We start from the raw sequence: 22,061 nt of genomic DNA, 5'->3' as shown, positions 1-22,061 counted from the left end.
GCCCCCACCCCACCTCGACCACGGCCAACCCCGCACCAACCACTACCACCACCCCGAAAAACTGCTGCGGGAAAGCGAAGACGACGACGGGCCGTGAGCTCAGCTGCTTTCGGCCAGCGTCCAGTAGGCCCCGCGGCGAGCCAGCAGCTCGGTGTGGATGCCCTGCTCCACGATCCGGCCTGCCTGCATCACCAGGATCAGGTCCGCGTCGCGGATGGTCGACAGCCGGTGGGCGATGATGAAACTGGTCCGGCCCCTGCGTAATTCCCGCATCGCTCGCTGGATCAACAGCTCGGTGCGGGTGTCCACCGAACTGGTGGCCTCGTCGAGGATCAGCAGCTGCGGGCGAGCCAGAAATGCCCGCGCGATCGTGATCAGCTGTTTCTCGCCGGCGCTGATGGCTCCGCCGTCGTCATTGACCCGGGTGGCGTAGCCGTCCGGCAATGTGCGCACGAAGGGGTCGACATGCGCGGCGCGGGCCGCCTCGACGATCTCGTCGTCGGTGGCGTCGGGACGGCCGTATCCGATGTTGTCGGCGATCGTTCCGGTGAACAGCCAGGTGTCCTGCAGCACCATGCCGATGGTGGATCGCAGTGTGCCCCGGTCCACGCTTGAGATGTCGGTGCCGTCGATCAGGATCTGCCCGCGATCTACGTCGTAGAAGCGCATCAGCAGGTTGACCAGGGTGGTCTTGCCGGCGCCGGTCGGCCCGACGATCGCCACCGTGCTGCCCGGCGTGACGTCCAACGACAGGTCCTCGATCACCGGCACGCCGGGCCGGTAGCCGAAGCTGACGTCGCGAAACTCGACTCGACCGCCGGTCGCCTGAAGTGGCCGAGACGGGGCTGGCGGTTCTTCGGGCTCGTCGAGGAAGGCGAACACCCGCTCGGCGCTGGCCGCCCCGGACTGCAGCGCGTTGAACATGGACGCCAGATTTCCCAGCGGCTGATTGAACTGGCGGACGTAGGCGATGAACGCCTGAATGCTGCCCAGGGTGATCTGTCCGGTGGCCACTTGGATCCCGCCTACTACCGCTACCGCGACATAGCCGAGGTTGGCGATCAGTCCGGTCGCAGGCGCGATCAGCCCAGAGAAGAACTGGGCTCCGAACCCGGCCCGGTACAACTCGTCATTGCACTCGTCGAATCGTTGCTGCGCCCAGTCACGATGACCGAAGGTGCGTACCAGGGTGAAGCCGCTGTAGGTCTCCTCCAGGTGCGCGCCCAGTTTTCCGGTGGCCGCCCACTGCGCGGCGAACAGCCGTTGGGAGCGACGGGTGATCGACCGGACGGCCAGCAGCGTCACCGGCACGCCGGCCACGGTGATCGCGGCCAACAGCGGCGAGATGTGCAGCATCATCGCCAGCACCACCAGCACCGTCAGAACTGAGGAGAAGAGTTGGCTGACCGTCATCGACACCGAGGTGGCGGTGTTGTCGACATCGTTGGTGAGCCGGCTCAGCAGCTCGCCGCGCCGCTGGGTGTCGAAGTAGCGCAGGGGCAGCCGGTGCACCTTGTCTTCGACGTCGCTGCGCAACGCCCGCATGGTGCGCTGCAGGATCACGTTGAGCAGCCGGGCCTGCGTCCAGATCATCAGGGCCGCAATGAGGTAAAGGCCCATCGCCAGCGCCAGAGTGCGTGCCACCGCGCCGAAGTCAATGCCCACTCCGGGAACGACATTCATGCGCGACAGCATTTCGGCGTAGGTTCCCCGGCCCGCGGCGCGGGCGGCGTCGACGGCCTGCTGCTTGCTGATCCCGGCCGGCAGAGCGCGGCCGATGATCCCGTTGAACACCAGATCGGTGGCGTGACCGAGGATGCGCGGTCCCGCCACACCCAAGGCGATACCGCCCACCGAGAGGCTGATGACCGCCGCGACGAGACGGCGCTGGGGGCCCATCCGGCGCGCCAGGCGCAGTGCGGTGGGCCAGAAGTTCCCGGCGCGCGCCGCCGGTGCCGGTGCCGTCATGAACCACCCGCCATCACCGACTGGGATTCGGCGAACTCGGCGTAGGTGGGGCACTCGGCCAGTAACTGCTGGTGGGTGCCGGTGCCCACCACCTGTCCGTCATCGAGGACGACCACCTGATCTGCCTCAAGGACAGTCGAGATGCGCTGAGCCACGATGATCACCGTCGCCTCGGCGGCCACGTCACGTAGTGCACCGCGCACGGCGGCGTCGGTGCGGGTGTCCAGGGCCGAGAACGCATCGTCGAACAGATAGATCGCGGGCCGCCGGATCACCGCCCGTGCGATGGCCAGCCGTTGGCGCTGCCCGCCGGACAGGTTGATCCCGCCCTGGGCCACCGGCATCTGCAGTCCGTTCGGGTGGGCCGCCACGAAGTCGTCGGCGGCGGCCACCCGCAGCGCCTCCCACATCTGCTCGTCACTGACCGTCGTCCCCGCCGGAGCGCCGTAGCGCAGGTTGTCGGCCACCGTGCCGGAGAACAGGTAACCGCGCTGAGGCACGAGCCCGATACCCGACCACAACTCCTCGGGGTCGCGGTCACGCACATCCACGCCGTCGACGTGCACCGCTCCCGCGGTCACGTCGCGTAGTCGGCAGATCAGCGACATCAGCGTCGATTTGCCCGACCCGGTGGAGCCCACCACCGCCGTGGTGGTGCCGGGGCGCGCGGTCAGCGACACCTCCTGCAATACCGAGCGGTCGGCGCCGGGATAGCGGAAGCCGACGCCACTGAGCGCGACCTCGCCGGTACGCGCTGACGGTCTCAGTGGCTGCGCAGGCGGGCCGATGGTCGGCTCGGTGGACAGCACGTCGGTGATCCGCTCGGCACAGACCGAGGCGCGCGGCAGGATTGCCAGCACCATGGTGGCCATGAGCACCGACATCAGGATCTGCATGAAGTAGGACAGGAACGCGATCAGCGAGCCCACCTGCATCGCTCCAGCGTCGATACGCAAGGCACCGAACCAGATCAGAGCCACGCTGGAGACATTGATGATCAGCGTGGTGGTCGGCAGCATCAACACCTGGAGTTTTCCGACCGTCAGTGAGGCGTCCGACAGGGCTGCGTTGGCCTGGCTGAACCGGTTTCGCTCGTAGGGTTCGCGGGCGAAGGCGCGGATCACCCGGATGCCGGTGAGCTGGTCGCGCAGCACCCGGCTGATGTTGTCGATCAGCATCTGCATGCGGCGAAACAGCGGCAGCATCCGCGACACGATCAGATAATTGGCCAGGGCCAGCAGTGGCACGCTGACCGCCAGCAGCCAGGCCAGCCCCGCGTCCTGGTGTACCGCCATCAAGACTCCGCCGACGCTCATGATCGGCGCGGCGACCAGCGTGCTGGCGCCCAACTGCACGACCAGCTGGATCTGGCGGACATCGTTGGTGGTGCGGGTCAACAGGGTCGGAGTGCCGAAGCGGGCGGTCTCGCGTTCGGAGAACCCGATCACCTGGGCGAACACCGCCCGGCGCAGATCGCGTCCGAAGCCGGTTCCGGTGCGTGCGCCGAAGTAGACCGCCGCCATGGCGCACAGCAGTTGTAGGCCGGTGACGCAGAGCATCACTGCGCCGAGGCGGATGATGATCGCGGTGTCGCCGCGCACCACGCCGTCGTCGATGATCGTGGCGTTGACGGTCGGCAGATACAGCGACGCGAGCGTGCTGATCAGTTGCAGCGCCATCACCGCCGCGACCTGCCGGCGGTAGGGCTTGAGGTAGCAGCGCAGCAGCGCCAGAAGCATGGGGCCTACTGTCGCATACCCGTACGGCGGTGGCGTTGCTGTCCCGACACGCGGCGACACAAACAGACTGGTCACCGCTGTCGCGTGGTTGAGCGGCGGTGGTGCCGCTACAGTGCATCGTGTGCGGCTCAAACTGACGGTCCCGGCCCTGGCGGCCGCTGCTGTGATTCCTATGGTCGGTGGGTGTTCCGACTCCGGCGCGCCCGAAGCTCAGTCCGGTACCCAGTCCGCGGCTCCGACGGCCGAGCAGAGCAATCATGGGCCGTCGTTTCCGGTGTGCGGCGGGATCAGCGACGAGACTATGGCGAACCTGACCCGGGTGGCGGGCTTGGTCAGCACCGCGCAGAACTCGGTCGGCTGCCAGTGGCTGCTGCGCGGCGGGATCATGGGGCCGCACTTCTCCTTCTCCTGGTATCGCGGCAGCCCCATCGGTCGTGAGCGCAAGACCGAAGAGGTGTCGCGGACTTCCGTGGAGGACATCAACATCGACGGCCACAGCGGTTTCATCGCGATCGGCACCGCCCCAACCATGGGCGACAATCTGTGTGAGGTCGGTATCCAGTTCAAAGATGACTTCATCGAGTGGTCGGTGAGCTTCGCCCAGAAGCCGTTCCCGGATCCGTGCGACGTCGCCAAAGAGCTGACTCGCCAGTCGATTGCGAACTCGAAATGAGCCGGCGGGTTGTGGCCGGCGCGGTCGCCGCGCTGGCGGTGTTGACCAGTTTGACGGGTTGCTCGCGTGAGGTGGGTGGCACCGCCGTCAAGGCCGGCGCGGGTGACACCAAGCGCAACGACAACTCCCAGCGGCAGTACCCCAACCTGCTCAAGGAGTGCGAGGTGCTGACCACCGACATCCTCGCCAAGACGGTGGGAGCGGACCCGCTCGACATCCAGAGCACCTTCGTGGGTGCCATCTGCCGGTGGCAGGCTGCCAACCCGGCCGGGCTGATCGACATCACCCGGTTCTGGTTCGAACAGGGCAGCCTGGACAACGAGCGCAAGGTCGCCGAGTTCTTGAAGTACCAGATCGAGACCAAGTCCATCGTGGGTGTGCCTTCGATCGTGATGCGGCCGTCTGACCCGAATGGCTCGTGCGGGGTCGCCAGTGACGCCGCCGGTGTCGTCGGCTGGTGGGTGAATCCGCAGGCGCCGGGGATCGACGCGTGTGAGCAAGCGGTCAAGCTGATGGAACTGACGCTCGCGACCAACTCCTGACGAACGACGCTGGTTAGTTTCCTTTTGAACGACATTTTTCGGTGTCGCGGCCGCTTTTCGGCCGCGGGATTGTCGTTCTGAACTGCACTGACTCGCCGCGGCAGTTTTACGGCGGTGATTCTCGTGCCGGGAGATTCTCGGCGGGATGCCGGAATTGACACGCGTTCGCCGTTTTTGTGAGTCGTTATTCGATAACATCGCAGGCCGTGGACGAGATGCATGATCTTCAGGCGATGCCGGCGCTGCCCGGGCTCAATGGTATTGAGCAGCACTGCTGGACGCAGTTCCTGGATTGTTCGCTCAACCTTGTTGCAGCGGTGAATATCTGCCTCAAAGGGGCGCATGATCTCTCGATTCGCGATGTGCTCTTATTGGAGTTGCTCAGCCAGCCGAATCGCCGGGAGCACCGACTGTGCGCCCTGGCTGAAGCGCTGCGGGTATCGCAAGGGCAGTTGTCTACTCAGATCCGTCGCCTCGAGGCGCAAGGCTGGATCACCAGAAGTCCCACTCGGGGCGACCCGCGGGGCATTCTTCCCCGGATCACCAGCGAGGGGCATAAGCGTCTGCATGCGGTCATGGAGACCTACGCCCAGGGTGTTCGCGCCCATTACCTCGACCAACTCGGGCGCGAGCAGATGCTCAACCTGGTCGACAGTTGTCAACGAATCAACGAATCTCTGAGCACGATTTCTACCCGGCGCAGGCTTCGCGTCGCCCGTTGACGCGGGTAATCTCGGCCGCCCGGAAGTCGTATAAATTACGCAACGGGCGGTATCTAATTTATGCTGCCGACTTGTTTGACGCATGCCGCGAAAGGCAAATGCCCGCGTTGCCGTACGCGCTTTGGGCCTGGTTCATGGTGCTCAAGAGAAACAATCCGGACTCGGGTAAATGCTATGCCTGAGTATTTCTTGTCACGTGTTCGGCGACCGCGGCGCGCCCGCCGTCGCCGCCCAATGCCCGTAGCTCGGCGACCGCTTCCGTCGCTGTGGGCGCGCTGTCGGGGTCGATGAGTGACTGAATCATCATGCCCAGGACCACGGCCAGTGCGACGGAGCCGCCCATCTCGGAACGTGCGCGGTGCTGGCCTTCGGCCAGGCGGGCGCGCAGTTCGTCGTTGCGCTGGGCCTGCACGATCGCTTCCAGGTGTGAGGTCCACAAGGCTTTGTCGGTGGTGAAGGACTCCAGCACCGCCTGCCAGCGATCCACTGCCGATGCCGGTTGGCCATCGGCGGACATGCGGGCGTCGAGTTCGTCGAGCTCCTCAAGCAGTGCCTGAACCAGCAGCCGTTCGCGGCTGCCGAAGTGATAGCCGATGGCGGCATGGCTGACGCCGGCTGCCGCGGCGATGTCGCGCACCGTCGTGTTCGCCCAGCCGCGCTCGACGAGGCAGCGCTTGGCGCCCTCCAATAGATCCTCGCGGTTGCCCATCAGTGCAGGTTAGCCACCTGCGCCCTGATTGCACAAATGGTTTGACCATATGGATTGACCATTTGGTCAAATCGAGGGTACGGTACCCACACCAGCGCGCGACACCCCGTCGTCGCGGTCTACTCAGGAGGTGCCGGTAATGGCGCACGAAGTTGTCGAACGCGTCGAGCAGATCGCCGCCCAGCTCGCAGGCACCGCCGAGGACAGTGAGCGCCTCGGCAAGCTCTCCGACCAGTCAGTGGCCCTGATCCGCCAGGCCGGTGTGATGCGGATGCTGCAGCCGACGGACTTCGGTGGCTACGCCGCGCACCCCCGCGACTTCGCCGAAGCCGTCATGGCGGTGGCCAAGCACTGCGGCTCTACCGGCTGGGTGTGCGGCGTCGGGGGAGTGCACCCGTGGGAGATGGCGCTGATGGACCGTCGCCTGCAAGCCGAGATCTGGGCCGAGGATCCCGACACCTGGATCGCCTCGCCGTATGCCGCACAGGGCGTAGCGACACCCGTCGAAGGGGGCTACCGACTGACCGGGCGGTGGAATTTCTCCTCAGGCACCGATCACTGCAGCTGGATCTTCCTGGGGGCGCGCGTCGGCGGGGCCGACGGTGTGCCGCCGCGCGTGCTGCACGTGGTTCTGCCGCGTGCCGACTACACCATCGTCGACGACTCCTGGGACGTCATCGGCCTGTCGGGCACCGGCAGCAAGGACGTCATCGTCAACGGCGCCTTCATACCGGACTACCGCACCATCGACTTCGAGCACGTCGCCTCCGGAGCTCCCGCGGCCGAAGCTGCCGGGCGCACCGAGACGGTCTACAAGCTGCCCTTCTGGACCATGTTTCCGCTGGGGATCACCGCCGCGCTCATCGGAATCACCGAGGGGGCGCTGGCGGCTCACCTGGATTACCAGCGTGACCGAGTGGCCGCCACCGGAACCAAGATCAAAGACGACCCGTACGTGCTCTACGCGATCTCGGAAGCCGCTGCGGATATCGCCGCCTCGCGCGTGCAACTGCTCGATGGCATCAGCCGCATGTACGACCTCGCCGACGCGGGCAAAAAGATCAGTTTCGAAGACCGCTCCATGGTGCGGCGCAACCAGATTCGCTGTGCCTGGCGCGCCGTCGCCGCGGCCGATGCGATCTTCGCCCGCTCCGGGGGCAACGCCGCCCGTCGCAACAATCCGCTGCAGCGGTTCTGGCGCGACGCCCATGTCGGATTGGGGCACGCCATCCAGACGCCCGGGACCATCTATCACTCCAGCGCCCTGACCGCGATGGGGGTGGAGGGGTCGCCGGCCCTGCGGGCGATGATCTGAGGTTTGGTCCGGTATCGCTGACAATGCCGTGAGGGTCGTGAGTTCCAGGGAACCACGACCCTCACGGCAATCTGCGTTCGTCAGCAGAAGGGGCGGGGCGTCACGCTCATCTCGGGACGCAGAAGTCGACCAGCGCGGCCGATCCCAGCTGTAGGTCCGACCAGCCGCAGAGGACATGGAGCACGGCGATCCCCGACGTCGGATATTTCTCCGAGATCTGTTGGGCCACGGCTGCATCGGTACCGTGGCCGGCCAGGCCCAGGGCAACGCTCGACATCGCCGGCTCGTGACCGATCACCAGCAGCGTGTCGACGTCGGCGGCAACGCCATTGATCGTGTCGATCACGTTTCCGGGCATCGCGTCGTAGAGATCGTCGAGGTAGCGCACCGGAGCGGTCAGCCCGGTCTGCGCGTAGGTCTGCCGGGTACGGGTGGCGGTCGAACACAGCACCGCATCGATGGCCGGCGCGTGGGCACGCAGCCACTCGCCGGCCAGTCCCGCCTCGCGGATGCCGCGTGGGGCCAGCGGGCGCTCGTGGTCAGCCGCCCCGGGCGGGTAGTCCGACTTGGCGTGCCGAAGCAGGATCAGCGTGCGGTAGGTGCTCATCCAGCAAGGTTATGGCAGCGCCACTGCCCGCATTTGCGGTGCTGAAGTGTCGGATGTGACGCACGTGTTGAAGTCGGTGGTTGAGGCTCCCGGACGTGCCGATCGAGGTCCGCAGGCTTGTCGGTGAGCGGCCATACACTCGCGATGCCCGGCCGACGGCCCGGCGGAAAGGGACAGATCCGACATGCGTTTCGTGCACACCGCCGATTGGCAGCTCGGCATGACCCGGCACTTCCTTGCCGGCGACGCCCAGCCACGCTATTCGGCCGCCCGGCGTGACGCGGTGGCCGGACTGGGGGAGTTGGCGACGCAGACCGGTGCTGAGTTCGTGGTGGTCGCAGGCGACGTGTTCGAGGACAACCAACTGGCCCCCGAAGTCATCAGCCAATCCCTGGAAGCCATGCGCACCATCGGGATCCCTGTCTACCTGCTGCCGGGAAACCACGACCCTCTCGATGCCGCGTCGGTCTATACCAGTGCGCTGTTCACCGCGGAGTGCCCCGACAACGTGATCGTGCTCGACACCGAGGGCGTGCACCAGGTGCGCCCGGGCCTGGAGATCGTGGCCGCGCCGTGGCGGTCCAAGCGCCCCACCACCGACCTGGCGGCGGCCGCGCTCGAGGAACTGCCGGCCGATGGCACCCTCCGGATCCTGGTCGCCCACGGCGGTGTTGACGCACTGGACCCCGACCCCGGCAACCCGGCTCTCCTTCGCCTGGCCGGTCTGCAAGACGCCCTCGCCCGCGGGGCGATCCACTACGTTGCCCTGGGCGACAAGCACTCCCGCACGCAGGTGGGGGAGACGGGCCGTATCTGGTACTCCGGTTCGCCGGAAGTCACCAACTTCGACGACATCGAAGCCGACCCCGGCCACGTGCTGGTGGTCGATATCGACGAGGCCGATGGATCGGTCAACGTGGACTCCCGTCACATCGGCCGATGGCGTTTCCTGACACTGCACCGCCAGCTGGAAACCAGCCGTGACGTCACCGACTTGGACATCAACCTCGACCAGCTGCCGCACAAGGAACGCACGGTGGTCCAGCTGGCCCTGACAGGCTCGCTCAGCGTCACCGACCGGGCCGCCCTCGACGCCTGCCTGGACCGCTACTCCCGCCTGTTCGCCTGGGTGGGCACCTGGAAACGTCATACCCACCTGGTGGTCGTTCCCGCCGACGGTGAATTCTCCGACCTCGGAATCGGCGGTTTCGCCGCCGACGCGGTCGAGGAACTTGTCGCCACCGCCCGCGATGCCGATGCCGGTGCCGCCGACGACGCCCACGCCGCGCTGGCCTTGCTGTTGCGCCTGGTCGACCGGGGCGTGGCATGAGACTGCACCGGTTGGTACTGACCAACTACCGCGGCGTGGCGCATCGGGAGATCGACTTTCCCGACCACGGCGTGGTGGTGGTTTCCGGCGCCAACGAGATCGGCAAGTCGTCGATGATCGAGGCGCTGGACCTGCTGCTGGAGGCCAAGGACCGTTCCGCCAAAAAAGACGTCAAACAGGTCAAGCCCACTTACGCCGATGTCGGTGCCGAGGTCACCGCCGAGATCAGTACCGGCCCTTACCGTTTCGTCTATCACAAGCGCTTCCACAAGGCGCCCCGGACCCAACTGACCATCTCCGAGCCGCGCCGTGAGCAGCTCACCGGTGACGAGGCGCACGAGCGGGTGCGCGCCATGCTGGACGAGACCATGGACACCGGCCTGTGGCAGGCCCAACGGGTGCTGCAGGCATCGTCGACGGCGGCGGTGGACTTATCGGGATGCGATGCGCTGTCACGGGCTCTGGACGTCGCCGCCGGCGACACCGGCACCCTCAGTGGAACCGAACCCGTTCTCATCGAGCGAATCGATGCCGAGTACGGGCGCTATTTCACCGGAACCGGGCGTCCCACCGGGGAGTGGGCCGGCGCCATCGCCGCGCTGGCCGCCGCCGACGCCGAGGTGGCGCGATGCGCCGAGCAGCTCGCCGAAGTGGACGACCGGGTGCACCGGCACGCCGAGCTGTCCGAGCAGTTGGCCTCACTGGCCGAGGAGCAGGCCGCCGCGGACGGCCGGTACGGCGCGGCGCAGGCCGCCGGTGCGGCGATCGCGGAGTTGCGCGGTCAGCTTCGGGATGCGCAGTTGGTGGCCACCGCGGCCAAAGCCACCGCCGCCGCGACCGGCACCGCCCAAACCGAGCGGCAGCGGCAGCGCGATGAAATCGACTCCCGGGCAGCCGCGATCATCCTGCTGGACAAGGAAATCGACGGCGTCGCCCAGGCGCAGGCCGCCGTTGACACCGAAGCCGCCGCCGCCGACGCCGCAGCGGCCGTTGCCGCGCACACCGTTGACGTTGCCACACAACGTGCCGCATCCGCGCGCCGCGTCGTCGATCAACTCGCCGCTCGCGACGAGGCCGACCGGCTCGCTGACCGGATTTCCCGGCTGAAGGGCGCCGAAGGTCAGCTCGCCGAGGCAGCGGCCGAACTGGCGCGCATCACCGTGACCGAGCCGATGCTGCGGCGGGTCGAAGAGGCGTCGTCGGCGTGCGAACGGGCTGAGGCGTCGCTGGCCGCGATCTCGGCGACCTTGGAACTCGCCGCGGCCGCGGACATCGATCTGGTGATCGCCGGCGAATCCACGGCGCTGCCCGCCGGCCAGAGCTGGTCGGCCAGCGTGACCGGCGGACTCGAGGTTGAGCTGCCCGGAGTGCTGCGGGTGAGTGTCCGCCCCGGGGACAGTGCGCGGGAGGCCAGCGTCAAACATGCTGCGGCACAAGCCGACCTTGCCGACGCGCTGGCGGCGGCAGGGGTGCCTGATCTGGCGCAGGCTCGCCACGCTGACCAGCGGCGCCGCGAACTGCAGGGCTGCCGCGACCAGTTGGCCGCCGCGCTGGCAGCGCTGCGCGGTGCCGACGAGATCGAGGCCTTGCGCGCCCGGCTGACGCGACTACGCGATGAGCACGGCGAGATCTCCACCGAGACCACATCGGAGCGGGCGCGCGCGAACCGTGACGAGGCCGAGGCGCTGCTGGCCCAGGCCACCACCGATTGCGAAGCGCGGCGCCGCGCCGCCCAGGAGGCCACGGCCCGTCGGGCCGCGGGCGCCACCCGGTTGACGCTGTTGCGCGAGAAGGTGGCAGCGCAGCGCATTGAGCTGGAGGCGGCCAACCAGCGCCTGGCCGCACAGCGGTCGACGCTCAGCGATGACGAGCTGGCGGCCGCCGCCGATTCCCACGCGCAGGCCTTGCGCAGTGCCGAACAGCGGGTGAGCGAGCTGTCCGAGCAGCTGGGCGCCGCCGCCACCGAGGCGATCGACGCCGAACTCGCCGCGGCGCAGGCCGCGGCGCAGGAGCTGCGGGTCCGGCACGGTGAGACGTCCCGAGCGCTGCACGAGGTGGAGGTCGAGCTCACCGTGTTCGGCACCCAGGGGCGGCGCGGCCAGCTCGACGCGGCGCAGACCGCGCGGGAACACACCGCGGCTGAACACGATCGGATCGGGCGCCGGGCCCGCGCGGCAGCGCTGCTGCGGTCGACGATGATCCGCCACCGCGACGACACCCGTCGGCGCTACGTCGCGCCGTTCCGCGCCGAAATTCAGCGGCTGGGCACACACGTGTTCGGCGCCGACTTCGAGGTGGACGTCGACACCGACCTGAAGATCTGCACCCGCACCCTCGGTGGGCGCACGGTTCCCTACGAGTCGCTGTCCGGCGGGGCCAAGGAACAGCTGGGCATCCTGACCCGGCTGGCCGGGGCGGCGTTGGTGGCCACGGAGGACAGCGTCCCGGTGGTGATCGACGATGCGCTCGGCTTCACCGACCCCGACCGACTGGCGAAGATGGGCGCGGTGTTCGACGCGGTCGGCTCACAGGGGCAGGTGATCGTGTTGACCTGCAGCCCCGATCGCTATCGCAGCGTCAGCAACGCGCACCGCATCGACTTGACCGCCTGAGCGGATAGAGGCTGAAGGCCAGGGGATCAGTCCTTCATGAACCCGATCACGGTGTAGTCCAGATCTGCCAGCCCCGGGGCCCCGAAGTTGGCCAGGGAACTGCGTACGGCCACGTTGCCCGTGGTCTGAATCAGCGGCAGGCTGAAACCTTCGGCCCACAACAGCGTGTCCACCTCATTGGCCCGGGCCCGCGCCACCGCCGGGTCGAGCGCCTCCAAGGTCTCTTCGATCTTGGCGTCGATCGCCGGGCTGCCGATCTTGCCGAAGTTTGCCTCGCCGTACGAGGCGGAGATCTGGTTCAGCCCCGCCAGCGGGAATGCATCACCGACCCAACTGAATTGAGCGATGTCGAAGTCGCCGACGTTGACATAGTCGGTGAAGAAGCCGCCGCCGGCTTTGGCGTCCAACTGCAGCTTGACCCCGATCTGGGCCAGGTTGTGCTGAGCCACCTGGGCGTATTGCCGAGTGCTGGACGCGTCGTAGAACAGGTGCCGGATCACCAAGGGGCGGCCGTCCTTCTCCCGGAACTTGCCATGCAGCGTCCAGCCGAGTTCATCGAGTTCCCGCGCCGCACGCTCGGGGTCGTAGGCCACCACCGAGCTGTTGTCCTGGTAGCCCTCCTGGCCGGCGACATAGATGTGGTTGTTCAGCGGAACCGGGTCCGCGGTCAGGCCACGCTGGGTGACTCGGGCGATGGTGGCCCGGTCGATGCCGCGCATCACCGCCAGTCGCAAAGCTTTGTCGGACAGCAGAGCGCCGGGTGCTCCGTTGAAGGTGAAGTGGCTCCAGGCCGGGGTCGGCGCGCGGCGGATCGCGATGCCCTCGGTGCGCCGCGCGATCGTCAACTGGTCCAGGGTGGCTACCCCGGTGGCGTCGATGGTGTGGTTCTGCAACGCCGGCATCCGGGCGGCCTCGTCGAGCACCAGATAGGTGATGGTGTCCAGTTTCGCCGGCCTGCCCCACCAGGCGTGGTTGCGCGTCAACGTGATGCGCTGGCTGGTGCGATCCAGGGTCGAGAGCACGAACGGCCCGGCCGACGGACCAGGTCTGCTCAGCTGAGCTTTGTTGAAGGTGTCCGGATCCGACGTCATGCTGGCCGGTAGCAGCATCGAGTTGCCCGCGAACATGCCACGCCATTCCGCATAGGGCTTGGCGAAGCGCATCACGGCCTGGCGGTCGTCGACGCCCCGGGTGACCGAAGCGACGCGTTCTGCGCCGTTGGTGGTCGCGATCGCGTACCTGTTGTCGGCCCCACTGGTGGCGTGGATTTGGCTGGCGATGTCTTTCCAGCTCAGCGGCGTGCCATCGCTCCAGACCGCCTTCGGGTTGATGGTGTAGGTGACCACCTGTGGGTTGGTGCCGGTCAGCTCCACGCTGGTGAAGTAGTCGGTGTCCACCGTCGCCGAGCCGTCCGCGGCGATGGTGAAGGCCCGCGGCATGGTGGCTTTGAGCATGGCGGCGTTCTCGGCGAGGTTGCCATCGATGTGCAGCGGGTTGAAGTTGGGTGGGAACTGCGTCATCGACAGCCGCAGGTTGCCGCCGTCGCGCAGTTTCGCCGGGTCCTGCGGGTTGATGTCGTTGGCAGTGCCGACCGCGGCGGCGCCCTCGGGTGCGGTGATATCGACGGCCGTGCATCCGCTGAGCGCCACGCCCAGCGCCACGCCCAGCGCCATGAGCCCGGCCACCACCCCGTTGACTCTGCGCCCACCAGGCGACCTTCTCGCGAAACTGCCTGGTGAGCGCAGAGTCAACGCACGGGTCATGAGTTCACCACCGGTTGCGGGACCGAGGCCAACAGGCGCCGGGTGTAGTCGTGTTGTGGATTGCCGAACACCTGATCGGCGTCGCCCTGCTCGACGATTTCCCCGGCGAACATCACCGCTACCCGGTGCGCCAGGTGTTTGACCACCGACAGATCATGCGACACAAACAGATACGACAGCCCGAGCTGCTGCTGAAGATCCAGCAGCAGGTTGATGATCCCGGCCTGGATCGATACATCCAGGGCGGAGACCGGCTCATCGAGCGCCAGAATCTTCGGCTGCAACGCCAAGGCGCGGGCGATGCCGATCCGCTGCTTTTGCCCGCCGGAGAACTCCGAGGGGTAACGCAGCGCGTCGCCGCGTCGCAGCCCGACCAGCTCCAGTAATTCCGCGACGCGGGCATGGATGGCGGCTCTGTCGAAACCGTTGGCGCGCAGCGGTTCGGCCAGCAGATCGAAGACCGGGAGTCGGGGATCCAGGGAAGCCACCGGGTCCTGGAACACCACCTGCAGGTCACGCCGCAGGGCACGTCTGCCGTTGCGTGTCAAAGCGGCGACATCGGATCCCAGCACCTCGATCGACCCGGACTGCGGCGGGGCCAGCTCCAGGATCTGGTGCAAGGTGGTGGATTTGCCCGAACCGGATTCGCCGACGATCGCCAGCGTGCGGCCCTGGTGCACATCGAAACTCACCTGGGAGACGGCGCGTACCTCGCCGGCCCGCCGACGCAGCATTCCCTTGGTCAGCGGGAAGGTCTTCACCAGGTCGCGAACCCGCAGCACGGTGGGGGCCTCACCGCAGGCCACGTCTGCCACCTGGGTGCTCACCCGATAGATGTCGGCGGCGCTGCGCCCGGCCACCTGGTCGGTGTGGATGCAGGCGGCGGAATGCCCGGCGCCGAGATCCAGCAGTTCCGGCTCGCCCACCAGGCAGTCGTCGGCGGCCAGCGGGCAGCGGGGGGCGAAGGGGCAGCCCGCATCGCCCCTGCTCAGCGACGGTGGGGCGCCCGGTATCGGCACCAGTCGGGTGCCCTGCGGCGCGTCCAGGCGCGGCACCGAACCCAGCAGGCCGACGGTGTAGGGCATCCGCCGATCGCGGTAGAGGACCTCCACCGGGGCGGCCTCCACCACCCGTCCGGCGTACATCACCAGGGCTCGGTCGGCGAATTCGGCGACCACGCCCAGGTCGTGGGTGATGATCAGCACCCCCGCCCCCGTCACGTCGCGCGCGGTCTTGAGGACTTCGAGGATCTGGGCCTGCACGGTGACGTCCAGGGCGGTGGTGGGTTCGTCGCAGATCAGCAGATCGGGGTCACAGGCGATCGCGATCGCGATCACCACCCGTTGGCGCTCCCCGCCGGAGAGCTCGTGCGGAAATGCCCGTGCCCGCTGCTCGGGCCGATTGATCCCGACCAGCTCCAGCAGCTCGACCGCACGCTGACGTGCCGTGGCGCGGCCCACCCGGGGCTGGTGCACCTCGATGGCCTCGGCGATCTGGTCGCCCACGGTGTAGACCGGCGTCAGTGCCGACATCGGGTCCTGGAACACCATCCCGATTGAGGCGCCGCGGAACTTCGACATGGCGGCATCGCCCAGCCCGATCAGCTGCGTGCCGTGTAGCCGTACTGAACCGGACACCTGAGCATGCTCGGGCAGCAGTCCCATCACGGCCATGGCCGCCGCGGATTTTCCGGAGCCCGACTCACCCACCATCGCCACCACTTCGCCGGCGTCGACGTGGTAGCTGACGCCACGTACCGCACGCACAGCGTCGGGGCCGGAGCCGAATGTCACGGCCAGGTCGGCGACTTCCAGCAGCGGGCTCACCGGTGGCCCCGCAGGGTGGCGGCGTCGGGGTCCAGGGCGTCGCGCAGACCGTCCCCGGCGAGGTTGGCGCAGACCAGGATGGTGATCAGCACCCCGGCCGGGAAGAGGAAAACCCACGGGAAGGTGATGGCCGAGGCGGTGCCGTCGGCGATCAGGGTGCCCAGCGATACGTCGGGCGGCTGGATGCCGAAACCCAGGTAGCTCAAGCCGGTTTCGGCCAGGATCGCCATCGCGACGTTGAGCGCGGTGTCGATGATCAGGATGGACGCCACGTTGGGCACCACATGGTCGAGGATGATCCGCCGGCTGGAGACGCCCATATAGCGTGCGGCACGGATGAATTCGCGTTCCCGCAGGCTCATGGTCAGCCCCCGTACCATCCGGGCGCTGATCATCCAGCTGAATCCGGCCAGCAGCAACACCAACAGGGCGATGTTGCCGCTGTTCTTGGTGCGCGGGGTGATGATCGCGATCAGGATGAACGCCGGCACCACCAGCAGCAGGTCGACCAGCCACATCAGCACCCGGTCACGCCAGCCGCCGAAATACCCCGAGATGGCGCCCACTGTCGCGGCGATCACGGTCGAGATCAGCGCCACACACACCCCGATCAGCATTGACTTCTGCATGCCGCGCAGGATCTGGGCCAGCAGATCTTGGCCTAAGCCGTTGGTGCCCAACCAGTGCCGGGTGCCCGGCGGAACCAGCAGCGCATCATAGTCCAGGTCTGTGTAGGAGTAGGGCAACAGGCCCGGCAGGGCGTAGCAGCCGACGAACATCGCCGCCAACAGCACCAGTGCACCCACCGCCGTGCGGCTGCGCAGGAACCGGCGCAGCACCAGGGTGCGCCGTGAGGCGAATTCGATGTCGGTCATGACACGCGCACCCGCGGATCGAGGATCGCGTAGATGACGTCGGAGAGCAGCCCGGCCAGCAGCACCACCGCGCCGGAGAACACCGTGATGGCCGCGACGATGTTGGTGTCTTGGGTCGCCACGCCCTGCACCACCCATTCGCCCATGCCGTGCCACCCGAAGATCTTCTCGACGAACACCGCGCCGGTGACCAGGCCTGCCACCCCGTAGGCGAACAGCGTCGCCATCGGGATCAGCGCCGTGCGCAGCCCGTGCTTGAACAGGGCGCGCCGCCGCGTCAGGCCCTTGGCGCGTGCGGTGCGGATGAAGTCCTGGCCGAGCACATCGAGCATCGCGTTGCGCTGGTAGCGGCTGAAACTGGCGGCCGCGCCCAGCGCCAAGGTCAGCGACGGCAACACCAGATGTTGCAGCCGGTCGGCCAGGCCGGGCCAGAAGCCGGTGACCAGCCCGGGGGAGGTCTCGCCGGTGTAGTCGAACAGTTGGGCGCCCAGTGCCCAGTTGACCCGCAACGCGCTCAGGATCACCAGGTTGGCCAGGACGAACGTGGGGACCGAGAGCACCAGGAGCGCCGCCATGGTGATTACCCGGTCCGACAGCCGGTACTGGCGCACCGCCCCCCATGCCCCGGCCACCACGCCGATCGCGGTGCCGGCCAGTGAACCGACGATCAGCAGGCGCAGGCTGACGCCCACCCGCCGGCCCAGTTCAGCAGAGACCGGTTGCCCGGTGACGGTGACGCCGAAGTCGCCGCGCACGGCGTGGGTGGCCCAGTGCGCGTACCTCAGCGGAATCGGCTTGTCCAGGCCCAGTTCGGCGGCCTTGGCGTCGATCACGGCCTGCGGTGGGCGCGGGTTGCGTTGCATGAGGCTGTCCAGCGGCGCGAAGGCCAACGACGTCAGGCAGAACGTCAGGAACGAGGCGAGACCCAGCAGCACCAGGTAGTTCAGCGCCCGGCCGGCCAGAAACCGCGTCATGGCCAAAAGGGTAGAGGGTGCCGCCCCGGGACATCCTGTGCATCCCTGCACGCTCGCGGCGGGTCAGGAGCCGTCGGATGAGGATATTGCGTGATTTTTACCCGTGAATTGTGCGGCTTCGTTCACTAGGCTCCGCTGGACTGCGACAGAGGGAGAAGCTTGGTGACCGTCACCGATGAGTTCTTGGCAAACAACGCTGAATACGCGAAGACCTTCAAGGGTCCGCTGCCCATGCCGCCGAGCAAGCATGTCGCGATCGTCGCCTGCATGGATGCCCGCCTCGACGTCTACCGCGTGCTCGGTCTCAACGAGGGCGAAGCGCACACCATCCGCAACGCCGGTGGGGTCGTCTCCGAGGACGCCATCCGCTCCCTGGCGATCAGCCAGCGACTGTTGGGCACCCGGGAGATCATCCTGATCCACCACACCGACTGCGGCATGCTGACCTTCACCGACGACGACTTCAAGCGCTCCATCCTGGAGGAAACGGGCATCCGCCCGACCTGGTCGGCCGAGGCGTTCCCGGACCCGGTCGAGGACGTTCGGCAGTCGTTGCGGCGTATCAAGGCCAGCCCGTTCATCACGGCGACCACCTCGTTGCGGGGGTTCGTCTTCGACGTCGCTACCGGAAAGCTTGACGAGGTCACGCTGTAGCTGCCCTCCGGGGAAGGCGCCCACCCCCGATGAGGGTGCGCAGATGTCCGCTCGGGGGCGGCGTGTCGGCGTGCCGACACGCACGCTCGCGCGAGGAGGGCGCCCGGGCGCGCGCGTCATGTTGACAGCGACGCCGTGCGGCTGGTTGCATAGCCGGCTATAACCAGTAAATATGGTAAGTCTCACCAAGATTATCGGGTATCTCTGGCAAGGAAGTCATGACCAGTAACGTCACCGCGCCCCCCGAGGCCACCACGGCCGGGCACTATCAGCTCACGCATCTGCGCACCCTGGAGGCCGAGGCCATCCACATCATCCGGGAGGTGGCGGCCGAGTTCGAGCGTCCGGTGCTGCTGTTCTCCGGCGGCAAGGACTCCATCGTCATGCTGCATCTGGCGGTCAAGGCGTTCCTGCCGGGACGGTTGCCGTTCCCGGTGATGCACGTCGACACCGGACACAACTTCGACGAGGTCATCGCCGCGCGCGACGAGCTGGTGGCCCGAAACGGTGTCCGCCTGGTGGTCGCGTCGGTGCAGGAAGACATCGACGCCGGCCGCGTGGTCGACGACGGGCCCTCGCGCAACCCGCTGCAGACCGTCACCCTGCTGCGGGCCATCCGCGAGAACAAGTTCGACGCCGCATTCGGTGGCGCCCGCCGCGACGAGGAGAAGGCGCGGGCCAAGGAGCGGGTGTTCAGCTTCCGTGACGAGTTCGGCCAGTGGGACCCCAAGGTGCAGCGGCCGGAGCTGTGGAACCTCTACAACGGGCGGCACCGCAAGGGCGAGCACATCCGGGCTTTCCCGCTGTCGAACTGGACCGAGTTCGACATCTGGTCCTACATCGGGGCCGAGGAAATCACCTTGCCCTCAATCTATTTCGCTCATCAGCGCCGGGTCTTCCGGCGTGACGGGATGCTGCTGGCCGAACACGAGTTCCTGCGGCCCGTCGACGGCGAAGAGGTCTTCGAGACCTCGGTCCGGTTCCGCACGGTCGGCGACGTCACCTGCACCGGTTGCGTGGAGTCCACGGCGTCCACCGTCGACGAGGTGATTGATGAGACCGCGGTGTCACGGCTGACCGAGCGCGGGGCGACTCGCGCCGACGACCGGATCTCAGAGGCAGGCATGGAAGACCGCAAGAGGCAGGGGTATTTCTGATGGGTGCGGCAACCACGCTGCTTCGAATCGCCACGGCGGGCTCGGTCGACGACGGCAAGTCCACACTGATCGGGCGGCTGTTGTTCGACTCCAAGGCCGTCATGGAAGATCAGCTGGCCTCGGTCGAGCGCACGTCGCGCGAACGCGGCAATGACTACACCGACTTGGCGCTGGTCACCGACGGCCTGCGCGCCGAGCGTGAGCAGGGCATCACGATCGACGTCGCCTACCGCTACTTCGCAACGCCCAAGCGGAAATTCATCATCGCCGACACCCCGGGGCACATTCAGTACACCCGCAACATGGTGACCGGTGCCTCCACCGCGCAGCTGGCGATCGTACTGGTTGACGCACGGCACGGCCTGCAGGAGCAGTCCCGCCGGCACACCTTCCTGGCCTCCCTGTTGGGGATCCGGCACATCGTGCTGGCCGTCAACAAGATGGACCTGATCGGCTGGGACGCTGAGAAGTTCGAGGCGATCCGCGACGACTTCCACTCGTTCGCGACCCGACTGGACGTCCATGACGTGACCACCATCCCGATCTCGGCGCTGCTCGGCGACAACGTGGTGACCAAGTCCGACAAGACGCCGTTCTACGACGGCCCGGCCCTGCTGTCGCACCTCGAAGAGGTCTACATTGCCGGCGACCGCAACCTGGTCGACGTGCGGTTCCCGGTGCAGTACGTGATCCGCCCGCAGACCCACGAGCACGCCGATCACCGCAGCTATGCCGGCACGGTGGCCAGCGGCGTGCTGCGTCCCGGTGACGATGTCGTGGTGCTGCCCTCGGGCAAGCCCAGCCGCGTTGAGGTCATCGAAGGTCCCACCGGTGTGGTGGCCGAAGCCTTCCCGCCGATGGCGGTCTCGGTGAGCCTTGCCGATGACATCGACATCTCCCGCGGCGACATGATCGTCCGCACCAACAACCAGCCGCGCGTCGTGCAGGACTTCGACGCCACCGTGTGTTGGATGGCCGACGGTGCGGCGCTGCGGCCCGGCAACGACTACGTGATCAAGCACACCACCCGCACCACCCGGGTGAAGGTCATGGAGTTGGACTACCGCCTCGACGTCAACACCTTGCATCGTGACAAGGATGCGACGGAATTGAAGATCAATGAGCTGGGTCGCGTCTCGCTGCGTGCCCAGACTCCGCTGATGCTCGACGAATTCAGCCGCAACGGCGCCACCGGTTCGTTCATCCTGATCGACCAGGCCACCAACGGAACCGTCGCCGCCGGCATGGTGCTGCGCGACGTCTCGCCGCGCACCGCCAGCCCCAACACGGTGCGTCACGAATCGCTGGTTGCCGCCACCGACCGGTTGTCCAAGGGTCGCACCGTGTGGCTGACCGGACTGTCCGGTGCGGGCAAGTCGTCGGTGGCTATGAAGGTGGAGCAGTTGCTGCTCGAACGCGGCACGCCCGCATACGTTCTCGACGGTGACAACCTGCGGCACGGCCTCAACGCCGACCTGGGCTTCTCGATGGCTGACCGCGCCGAGAACCTGCGTCGGCTGGCGCACGTGGCCACCTTGCTCGCCGACTCCGGTCAGATCGTGTTGGTGCCGGCGATCAGCCCCCTGATCGAGCACCGCCAATTGGCTCGCCAGGTGCACACCGACGCCGGTTTCGACTTTGTCGAGGTCTTCTGCGACACCTCCTTGGAGGAATGCGAGCAGCGTGATCCCAAGGGGCTCTACGCCAAGGCTCGCGCGGGCTTGATCACGCACTTCACCGGTATCGACAGCCCGTATCAGCGGCCGCGGAATCCCGACGTGCGGTTGAGCTCGGAGAACAGCATCGAGGAGCAGGCCCGCCAGGTCATCGCGGCGATCGACAACCGAAAGTGAACGATCACCAGCTGGCCGCACAGCTGGCCACCGAGGCGGGCCGGCTGCTGCTGCGGGTCCGCGAGGAACTGGCCGATGCCAGCGAAGCGGAGCGCAAAGCAGCCGGCGACCAGCGGTCGCACGATTTCCTGATGGCCGCGCTGGCCGCCGAGCGTCCCCAGGACGCAGTGCTGTCCGAAGAGGGCGCCGACAACCCGGTTCGGCTCAGTGCCGAGCGGGTGTGGATCGTGGATCCGCTGGACGGCACCCGCGAGTTCAGCGAACTCGGCCGCGACGACTGGGCCGTGCACGTGGCGCTGTGGCAGTCCGGTGAGCTGACGGCCGGGGCAGTGGCCCTGCCCGCACGGGGCAGCACGCTGGCAACCCCGGCGGTGGCCGCGCCACCATCTCACGATGCGGCGCCGCGTATCGCGGTGTCGCGCAGCCGCCCGCCCGCGGTCGCCGAAGCAGTCCGTGAGCGACTGGACGGGGTGCTGGTGCCGATGGGCTCGGCCGGTGTGAAGGTCGCCGCGGTGGTGCAGGGCATCGCCGATGTCTACGTGCACGCCGGCGGGCAGTACGAGTGGGACTCGGCCGCGCCGGTTGCGGTGGCCCGGGCCGCCGGCCTGCATACCTCGCGGATCGACGGTTCACCGTTGGTCTACAACCGGCCGGACCCACTGCTGCCCGATCTGGTGGTGTGTCGCCCCGAGTACGCGCAAGAGGTGCTCGCGGCCATCGGGTGATCCACCGGATGGAAGAA

The 22,061-nt window shown here is 67.4% G+C and carries 18 protein-coding genes; 10 read left to right on the top strand and 8 right to left on the bottom strand.

The window, feature by feature from the left end; all coding sequences use genetic code 11:
• Positions 1 to 99: 99 nt before the first annotated feature.
• Both BST15_RS14010 and BST15_RS14005 read right to left on the bottom strand, forming a co-directional pair.
• Positions 100 to 1,968 (bottom strand): ABC transporter ATP-binding protein, encoded by a 1,869-nt coding sequence (locus BST15_RS14010; protein WP_046188840.1) that lies wholly within the window; start codon positions 1,966 to 1,968, stop codon positions 100 to 102.
• Positions 1,965 to 3,707, bottom strand: a complete 1,743-nt coding sequence (locus BST15_RS14005; protein WP_046188839.1) for an ABC transporter ATP-binding protein — start codon at positions 3,705 to 3,707, stop codon at positions 1,965 to 1,967. The genes BST15_RS14010 and BST15_RS14005 overlap by 4 nt, the downstream gene beginning before the upstream one ends.
• Positions 3,708 to 3,879: 172 nt before the next feature.
• On the opposite strand from BST15_RS14005, the gene BST15_RS14000 reads away from it, so the two are divergent.
• The 3 genes from BST15_RS14000 (at position 3,880) to BST15_RS13990 (ending at position 5,644) form a co-directional block, all read left to right on the top strand.
• On the top strand, positions 3,880 to 4,380 hold the full coding sequence (locus BST15_RS14000) for a DUF3558 domain-containing protein (RefSeq protein ID WP_046188849.1): 501 nt from the start codon (positions 3,880 to 3,882) through the stop codon (positions 4,378 to 4,380).
• Positions 4,377 to 4,922 carry a DUF3558 domain-containing protein gene (locus tag BST15_RS13995; protein WP_046188838.1) on the top strand — a complete coding sequence of 182 codons (546 nt, stop codon included), beginning with the start codon at positions 4,377 to 4,379 and terminating at the stop codon, positions 4,920 to 4,922. Before BST15_RS14000 ends, BST15_RS13995 begins: the two co-directional genes overlap by 4 nt.
• 215 nt (positions 4,923 to 5,137) lie before the next feature.
• The gene (locus BST15_RS13990; RefSeq protein WP_046188848.1) at positions 5,138 to 5,644 is read left to right on the top strand and encodes a MarR family winged helix-turn-helix transcriptional regulator; all 507 of its coding nucleotides are present in this window, start codon (positions 5,138 to 5,140) and stop codon (positions 5,642 to 5,644) included.
• A gap of 172 nt (positions 5,645 to 5,816) precedes the next feature.
• Here the strand turns inward: BST15_RS13990 and BST15_RS13985 are convergent, their stop codons facing one another.
• Positions 5,817 to 6,353, bottom strand: coding sequence for a TetR/AcrR family transcriptional regulator (locus tag BST15_RS13985; protein ID WP_046188837.1), 537 nt, complete (start codon positions 6,351 to 6,353; stop codon positions 5,817 to 5,819).
• A gap of 139 nt (positions 6,354 to 6,492) precedes the next feature.
• Between BST15_RS13985 and BST15_RS13980 the strand changes: the two genes are divergently transcribed.
• The gene (locus BST15_RS13980; RefSeq protein WP_046188836.1) at positions 6,493 to 7,668 is read left to right on the top strand and encodes an acyl-CoA dehydrogenase family protein; all 1,176 of its coding nucleotides are present in this window, start codon (positions 6,493 to 6,495) and stop codon (positions 7,666 to 7,668) included.
• Between the two features lie 106 nt (positions 7,669 to 7,774).
• On the opposite strand, the gene BST15_RS13975 is transcribed toward BST15_RS13980, so the two are convergent.
• Positions 7,775 to 8,275, bottom strand: a complete 501-nt coding sequence (locus BST15_RS13975; RefSeq protein ID WP_046188835.1) for a SixA phosphatase family protein — start codon at positions 8,273 to 8,275, stop codon at positions 7,775 to 7,777.
• A 184-nt stretch (positions 8,276 to 8,459) separates the two neighbouring features.
• On the opposite strand from BST15_RS13975, the gene BST15_RS13970 reads away from it, so the two are divergent.
• Both BST15_RS13970 and BST15_RS13965 read left to right on the top strand, forming a co-directional pair.
• Positions 8,460 to 9,605 (top strand): metallophosphoesterase family protein, encoded by a 1,146-nt coding sequence (locus BST15_RS13970; RefSeq protein ID WP_046188834.1) that lies wholly within the window; start codon positions 8,460 to 8,462, stop codon positions 9,603 to 9,605.
• Positions 9,602 to 12,217: an AAA family ATPase gene (locus BST15_RS13965; protein ID WP_083071004.1), complete on the top strand. Its 2,616-nt coding sequence runs from the start codon at positions 9,602 to 9,604 to the stop codon at positions 12,215 to 12,217. The genes BST15_RS13970 and BST15_RS13965 overlap by 4 nt, the downstream gene beginning before the upstream one ends.
• Before the next feature lie 26 nt (positions 12,218 to 12,243).
• On the opposite strand, the gene BST15_RS13960 is transcribed toward BST15_RS13965, so the two are convergent.
• The 4 genes from BST15_RS13960 to BST15_RS13945 form a co-directional block, all read right to left on the bottom strand.
• Entirely contained in the window at positions 12,244 to 13,890 is a 1,647-nt protein-coding gene (locus BST15_RS13960) for an ABC transporter family substrate-binding protein (RefSeq protein WP_046188847.1), read from the bottom strand.
• Positions 13,891 to 13,976: 86 nt separating this feature from the next.
• Complete coding sequence (locus BST15_RS13955; protein ID WP_046188832.1) at positions 13,977 to 15,806, bottom strand: dipeptide ABC transporter ATP-binding protein; 1,830 nt, start codon at positions 15,804 to 15,806, stop codon at positions 13,977 to 13,979.
• Positions 15,803 to 16,681, bottom strand: a complete 879-nt coding sequence (locus tag BST15_RS13950) for an ABC transporter permease (protein ID WP_046188831.1) — start codon at positions 16,679 to 16,681, stop codon at positions 15,803 to 15,805. Before BST15_RS13950 ends, BST15_RS13955 begins: the two co-directional genes overlap by 4 nt.
• The gene (locus tag BST15_RS13945; RefSeq protein WP_046188830.1) at positions 16,678 to 17,655 is read right to left on the bottom strand and encodes an ABC transporter permease; all 978 of its coding nucleotides are present in this window, start codon (positions 17,653 to 17,655) and stop codon (positions 16,678 to 16,680) included. The genes BST15_RS13950 and BST15_RS13945 overlap by 4 nt, the downstream gene beginning before the upstream one ends.
• A 162-nt stretch (positions 17,656 to 17,817) precedes the next feature.
• Between BST15_RS13945 and BST15_RS13940 the strand changes: the two genes are divergently transcribed.
• From BST15_RS13940 to BST15_RS13925, 4 genes are all read left to right on the top strand, one after another.
• Positions 17,818 to 18,309, top strand: a complete 492-nt coding sequence (locus BST15_RS13940) for a beta-class carbonic anhydrase (RefSeq protein ID WP_046188829.1) — start codon at positions 17,818 to 17,820, stop codon at positions 18,307 to 18,309.
• A 218-nt stretch (positions 18,310 to 18,527) separates the two neighbouring features.
• On the top strand, positions 18,528 to 19,466 hold the full coding sequence (cysD, locus tag BST15_RS13935) for a sulfate adenylyltransferase subunit CysD (RefSeq protein ID WP_046188828.1): 939 nt from the start codon (positions 18,528 to 18,530) through the stop codon (positions 19,464 to 19,466).
• Positions 19,466 to 21,319: an adenylyl-sulfate kinase gene (gene cysC, locus BST15_RS13930; protein ID WP_046188827.1), complete on the top strand. Its 1,854-nt coding sequence runs from the start codon at positions 19,466 to 19,468 to the stop codon at positions 21,317 to 21,319. The genes cysD and cysC overlap by 1 nt, the downstream gene beginning before the upstream one ends.
• Positions 21,316 to 22,044, top strand: coding sequence for a 3'(2'),5'-bisphosphate nucleotidase CysQ (locus BST15_RS13925; protein ID WP_046188826.1), 729 nt, complete (start codon positions 21,316 to 21,318; stop codon positions 22,042 to 22,044). The genes cysC and BST15_RS13925 overlap by 4 nt, the downstream gene beginning before the upstream one ends.
• The last annotated feature ends 17 nt before the right edge of the window (positions 22,045 to 22,061 follow it).

Origin of the sequence: Mycolicibacter arupensis (assembly GCF_002086515.1) — a bacterium.
Lineage (GTDB): Bacteria > Actinomycetota > Actinomycetes > Mycobacteriales > Mycobacteriaceae > Mycobacterium > Mycobacterium arupense.
The sequence above is the reverse complement of the archived record's forward strand: the minus strand, read 5'-3'. Positions and strand labels throughout refer to the sequence as shown.

What these genes read in the sequence shown, in the direction of transcription:
- BST15_RS14010 (WP_046188840.1), bottom strand. Translation starts at nt 1,968, where the DNA reads ATGACGGCACCGGCACCGGCGGCGCGCGCCGGGAACTTCTGGCCCACC.
- BST15_RS14005 (WP_046188839.1), bottom strand. Translation starts at nt 3,707, where the DNA reads ATGCTTCTGGCGCTGCTGCGCTGCTACCTCAAGCCCTACCGCCGGCAG.
- BST15_RS14000 (WP_046188849.1), top strand. Translation starts at nt 3,880, where the DNA reads ATGGTCGGTGGGTGTTCCGACTCCGGCGCGCCCGAAGCTCAGTCCGGT.
- BST15_RS13995 (WP_046188838.1), top strand. Translation starts at nt 4,377, where the DNA reads ATGAGCCGGCGGGTTGTGGCCGGCGCGGTCGCCGCGCTGGCGGTGTTG.
- BST15_RS13990 (WP_046188848.1), top strand. Translation starts at nt 5,138, where the DNA reads ATGCATGATCTTCAGGCGATGCCGGCGCTGCCCGGGCTCAATGGTATT.
- BST15_RS13985 (WP_046188837.1), bottom strand. Translation starts at nt 6,353, where the DNA reads ATGGGCAACCGCGAGGATCTATTGGAGGGCGCCAAGCGCTGCCTCGTC.
- BST15_RS13980 (WP_046188836.1), top strand. Translation starts at nt 6,493, where the DNA reads ATGGCGCACGAAGTTGTCGAACGCGTCGAGCAGATCGCCGCCCAGCTC.
- BST15_RS13975 (WP_046188835.1), bottom strand. Translation starts at nt 8,275, where the DNA reads ATGAGCACCTACCGCACGCTGATCCTGCTTCGGCACGCCAAGTCGGAC.
- BST15_RS13970 (WP_046188834.1), top strand. Translation starts at nt 8,460, where the DNA reads ATGCGTTTCGTGCACACCGCCGATTGGCAGCTCGGCATGACCCGGCAC.
- BST15_RS13965 (WP_083071004.1), top strand. Translation starts at nt 9,602, where the DNA reads ATGAGACTGCACCGGTTGGTACTGACCAACTACCGCGGCGTGGCGCAT.
- BST15_RS13960 (WP_046188847.1), bottom strand. Translation starts at nt 13,890, where the DNA reads ATGGCGCTGGGCGTGGCGCTGGGCGTGGCGCTCAGCGGATGCACGGCC.
- BST15_RS13950 (WP_046188831.1), bottom strand. Translation starts at nt 16,681, where the DNA reads ATGACCGACATCGAATTCGCCTCACGGCGCACCCTGGTGCTGCGCCGG.
- BST15_RS13945 (WP_046188830.1), bottom strand. Translation starts at nt 17,655, where the DNA reads ATGACGCGGTTTCTGGCCGGCCGGGCGCTGAACTACCTGGTGCTGCTG.
- cysD (WP_046188828.1), top strand. Translation starts at nt 18,528, where the DNA reads ATGACCAGTAACGTCACCGCGCCCCCCGAGGCCACCACGGCCGGGCAC.
- cysC (WP_046188827.1), top strand. Translation starts at nt 19,466, where the DNA reads ATGGGTGCGGCAACCACGCTGCTTCGAATCGCCACGGCGGGCTCGGTC.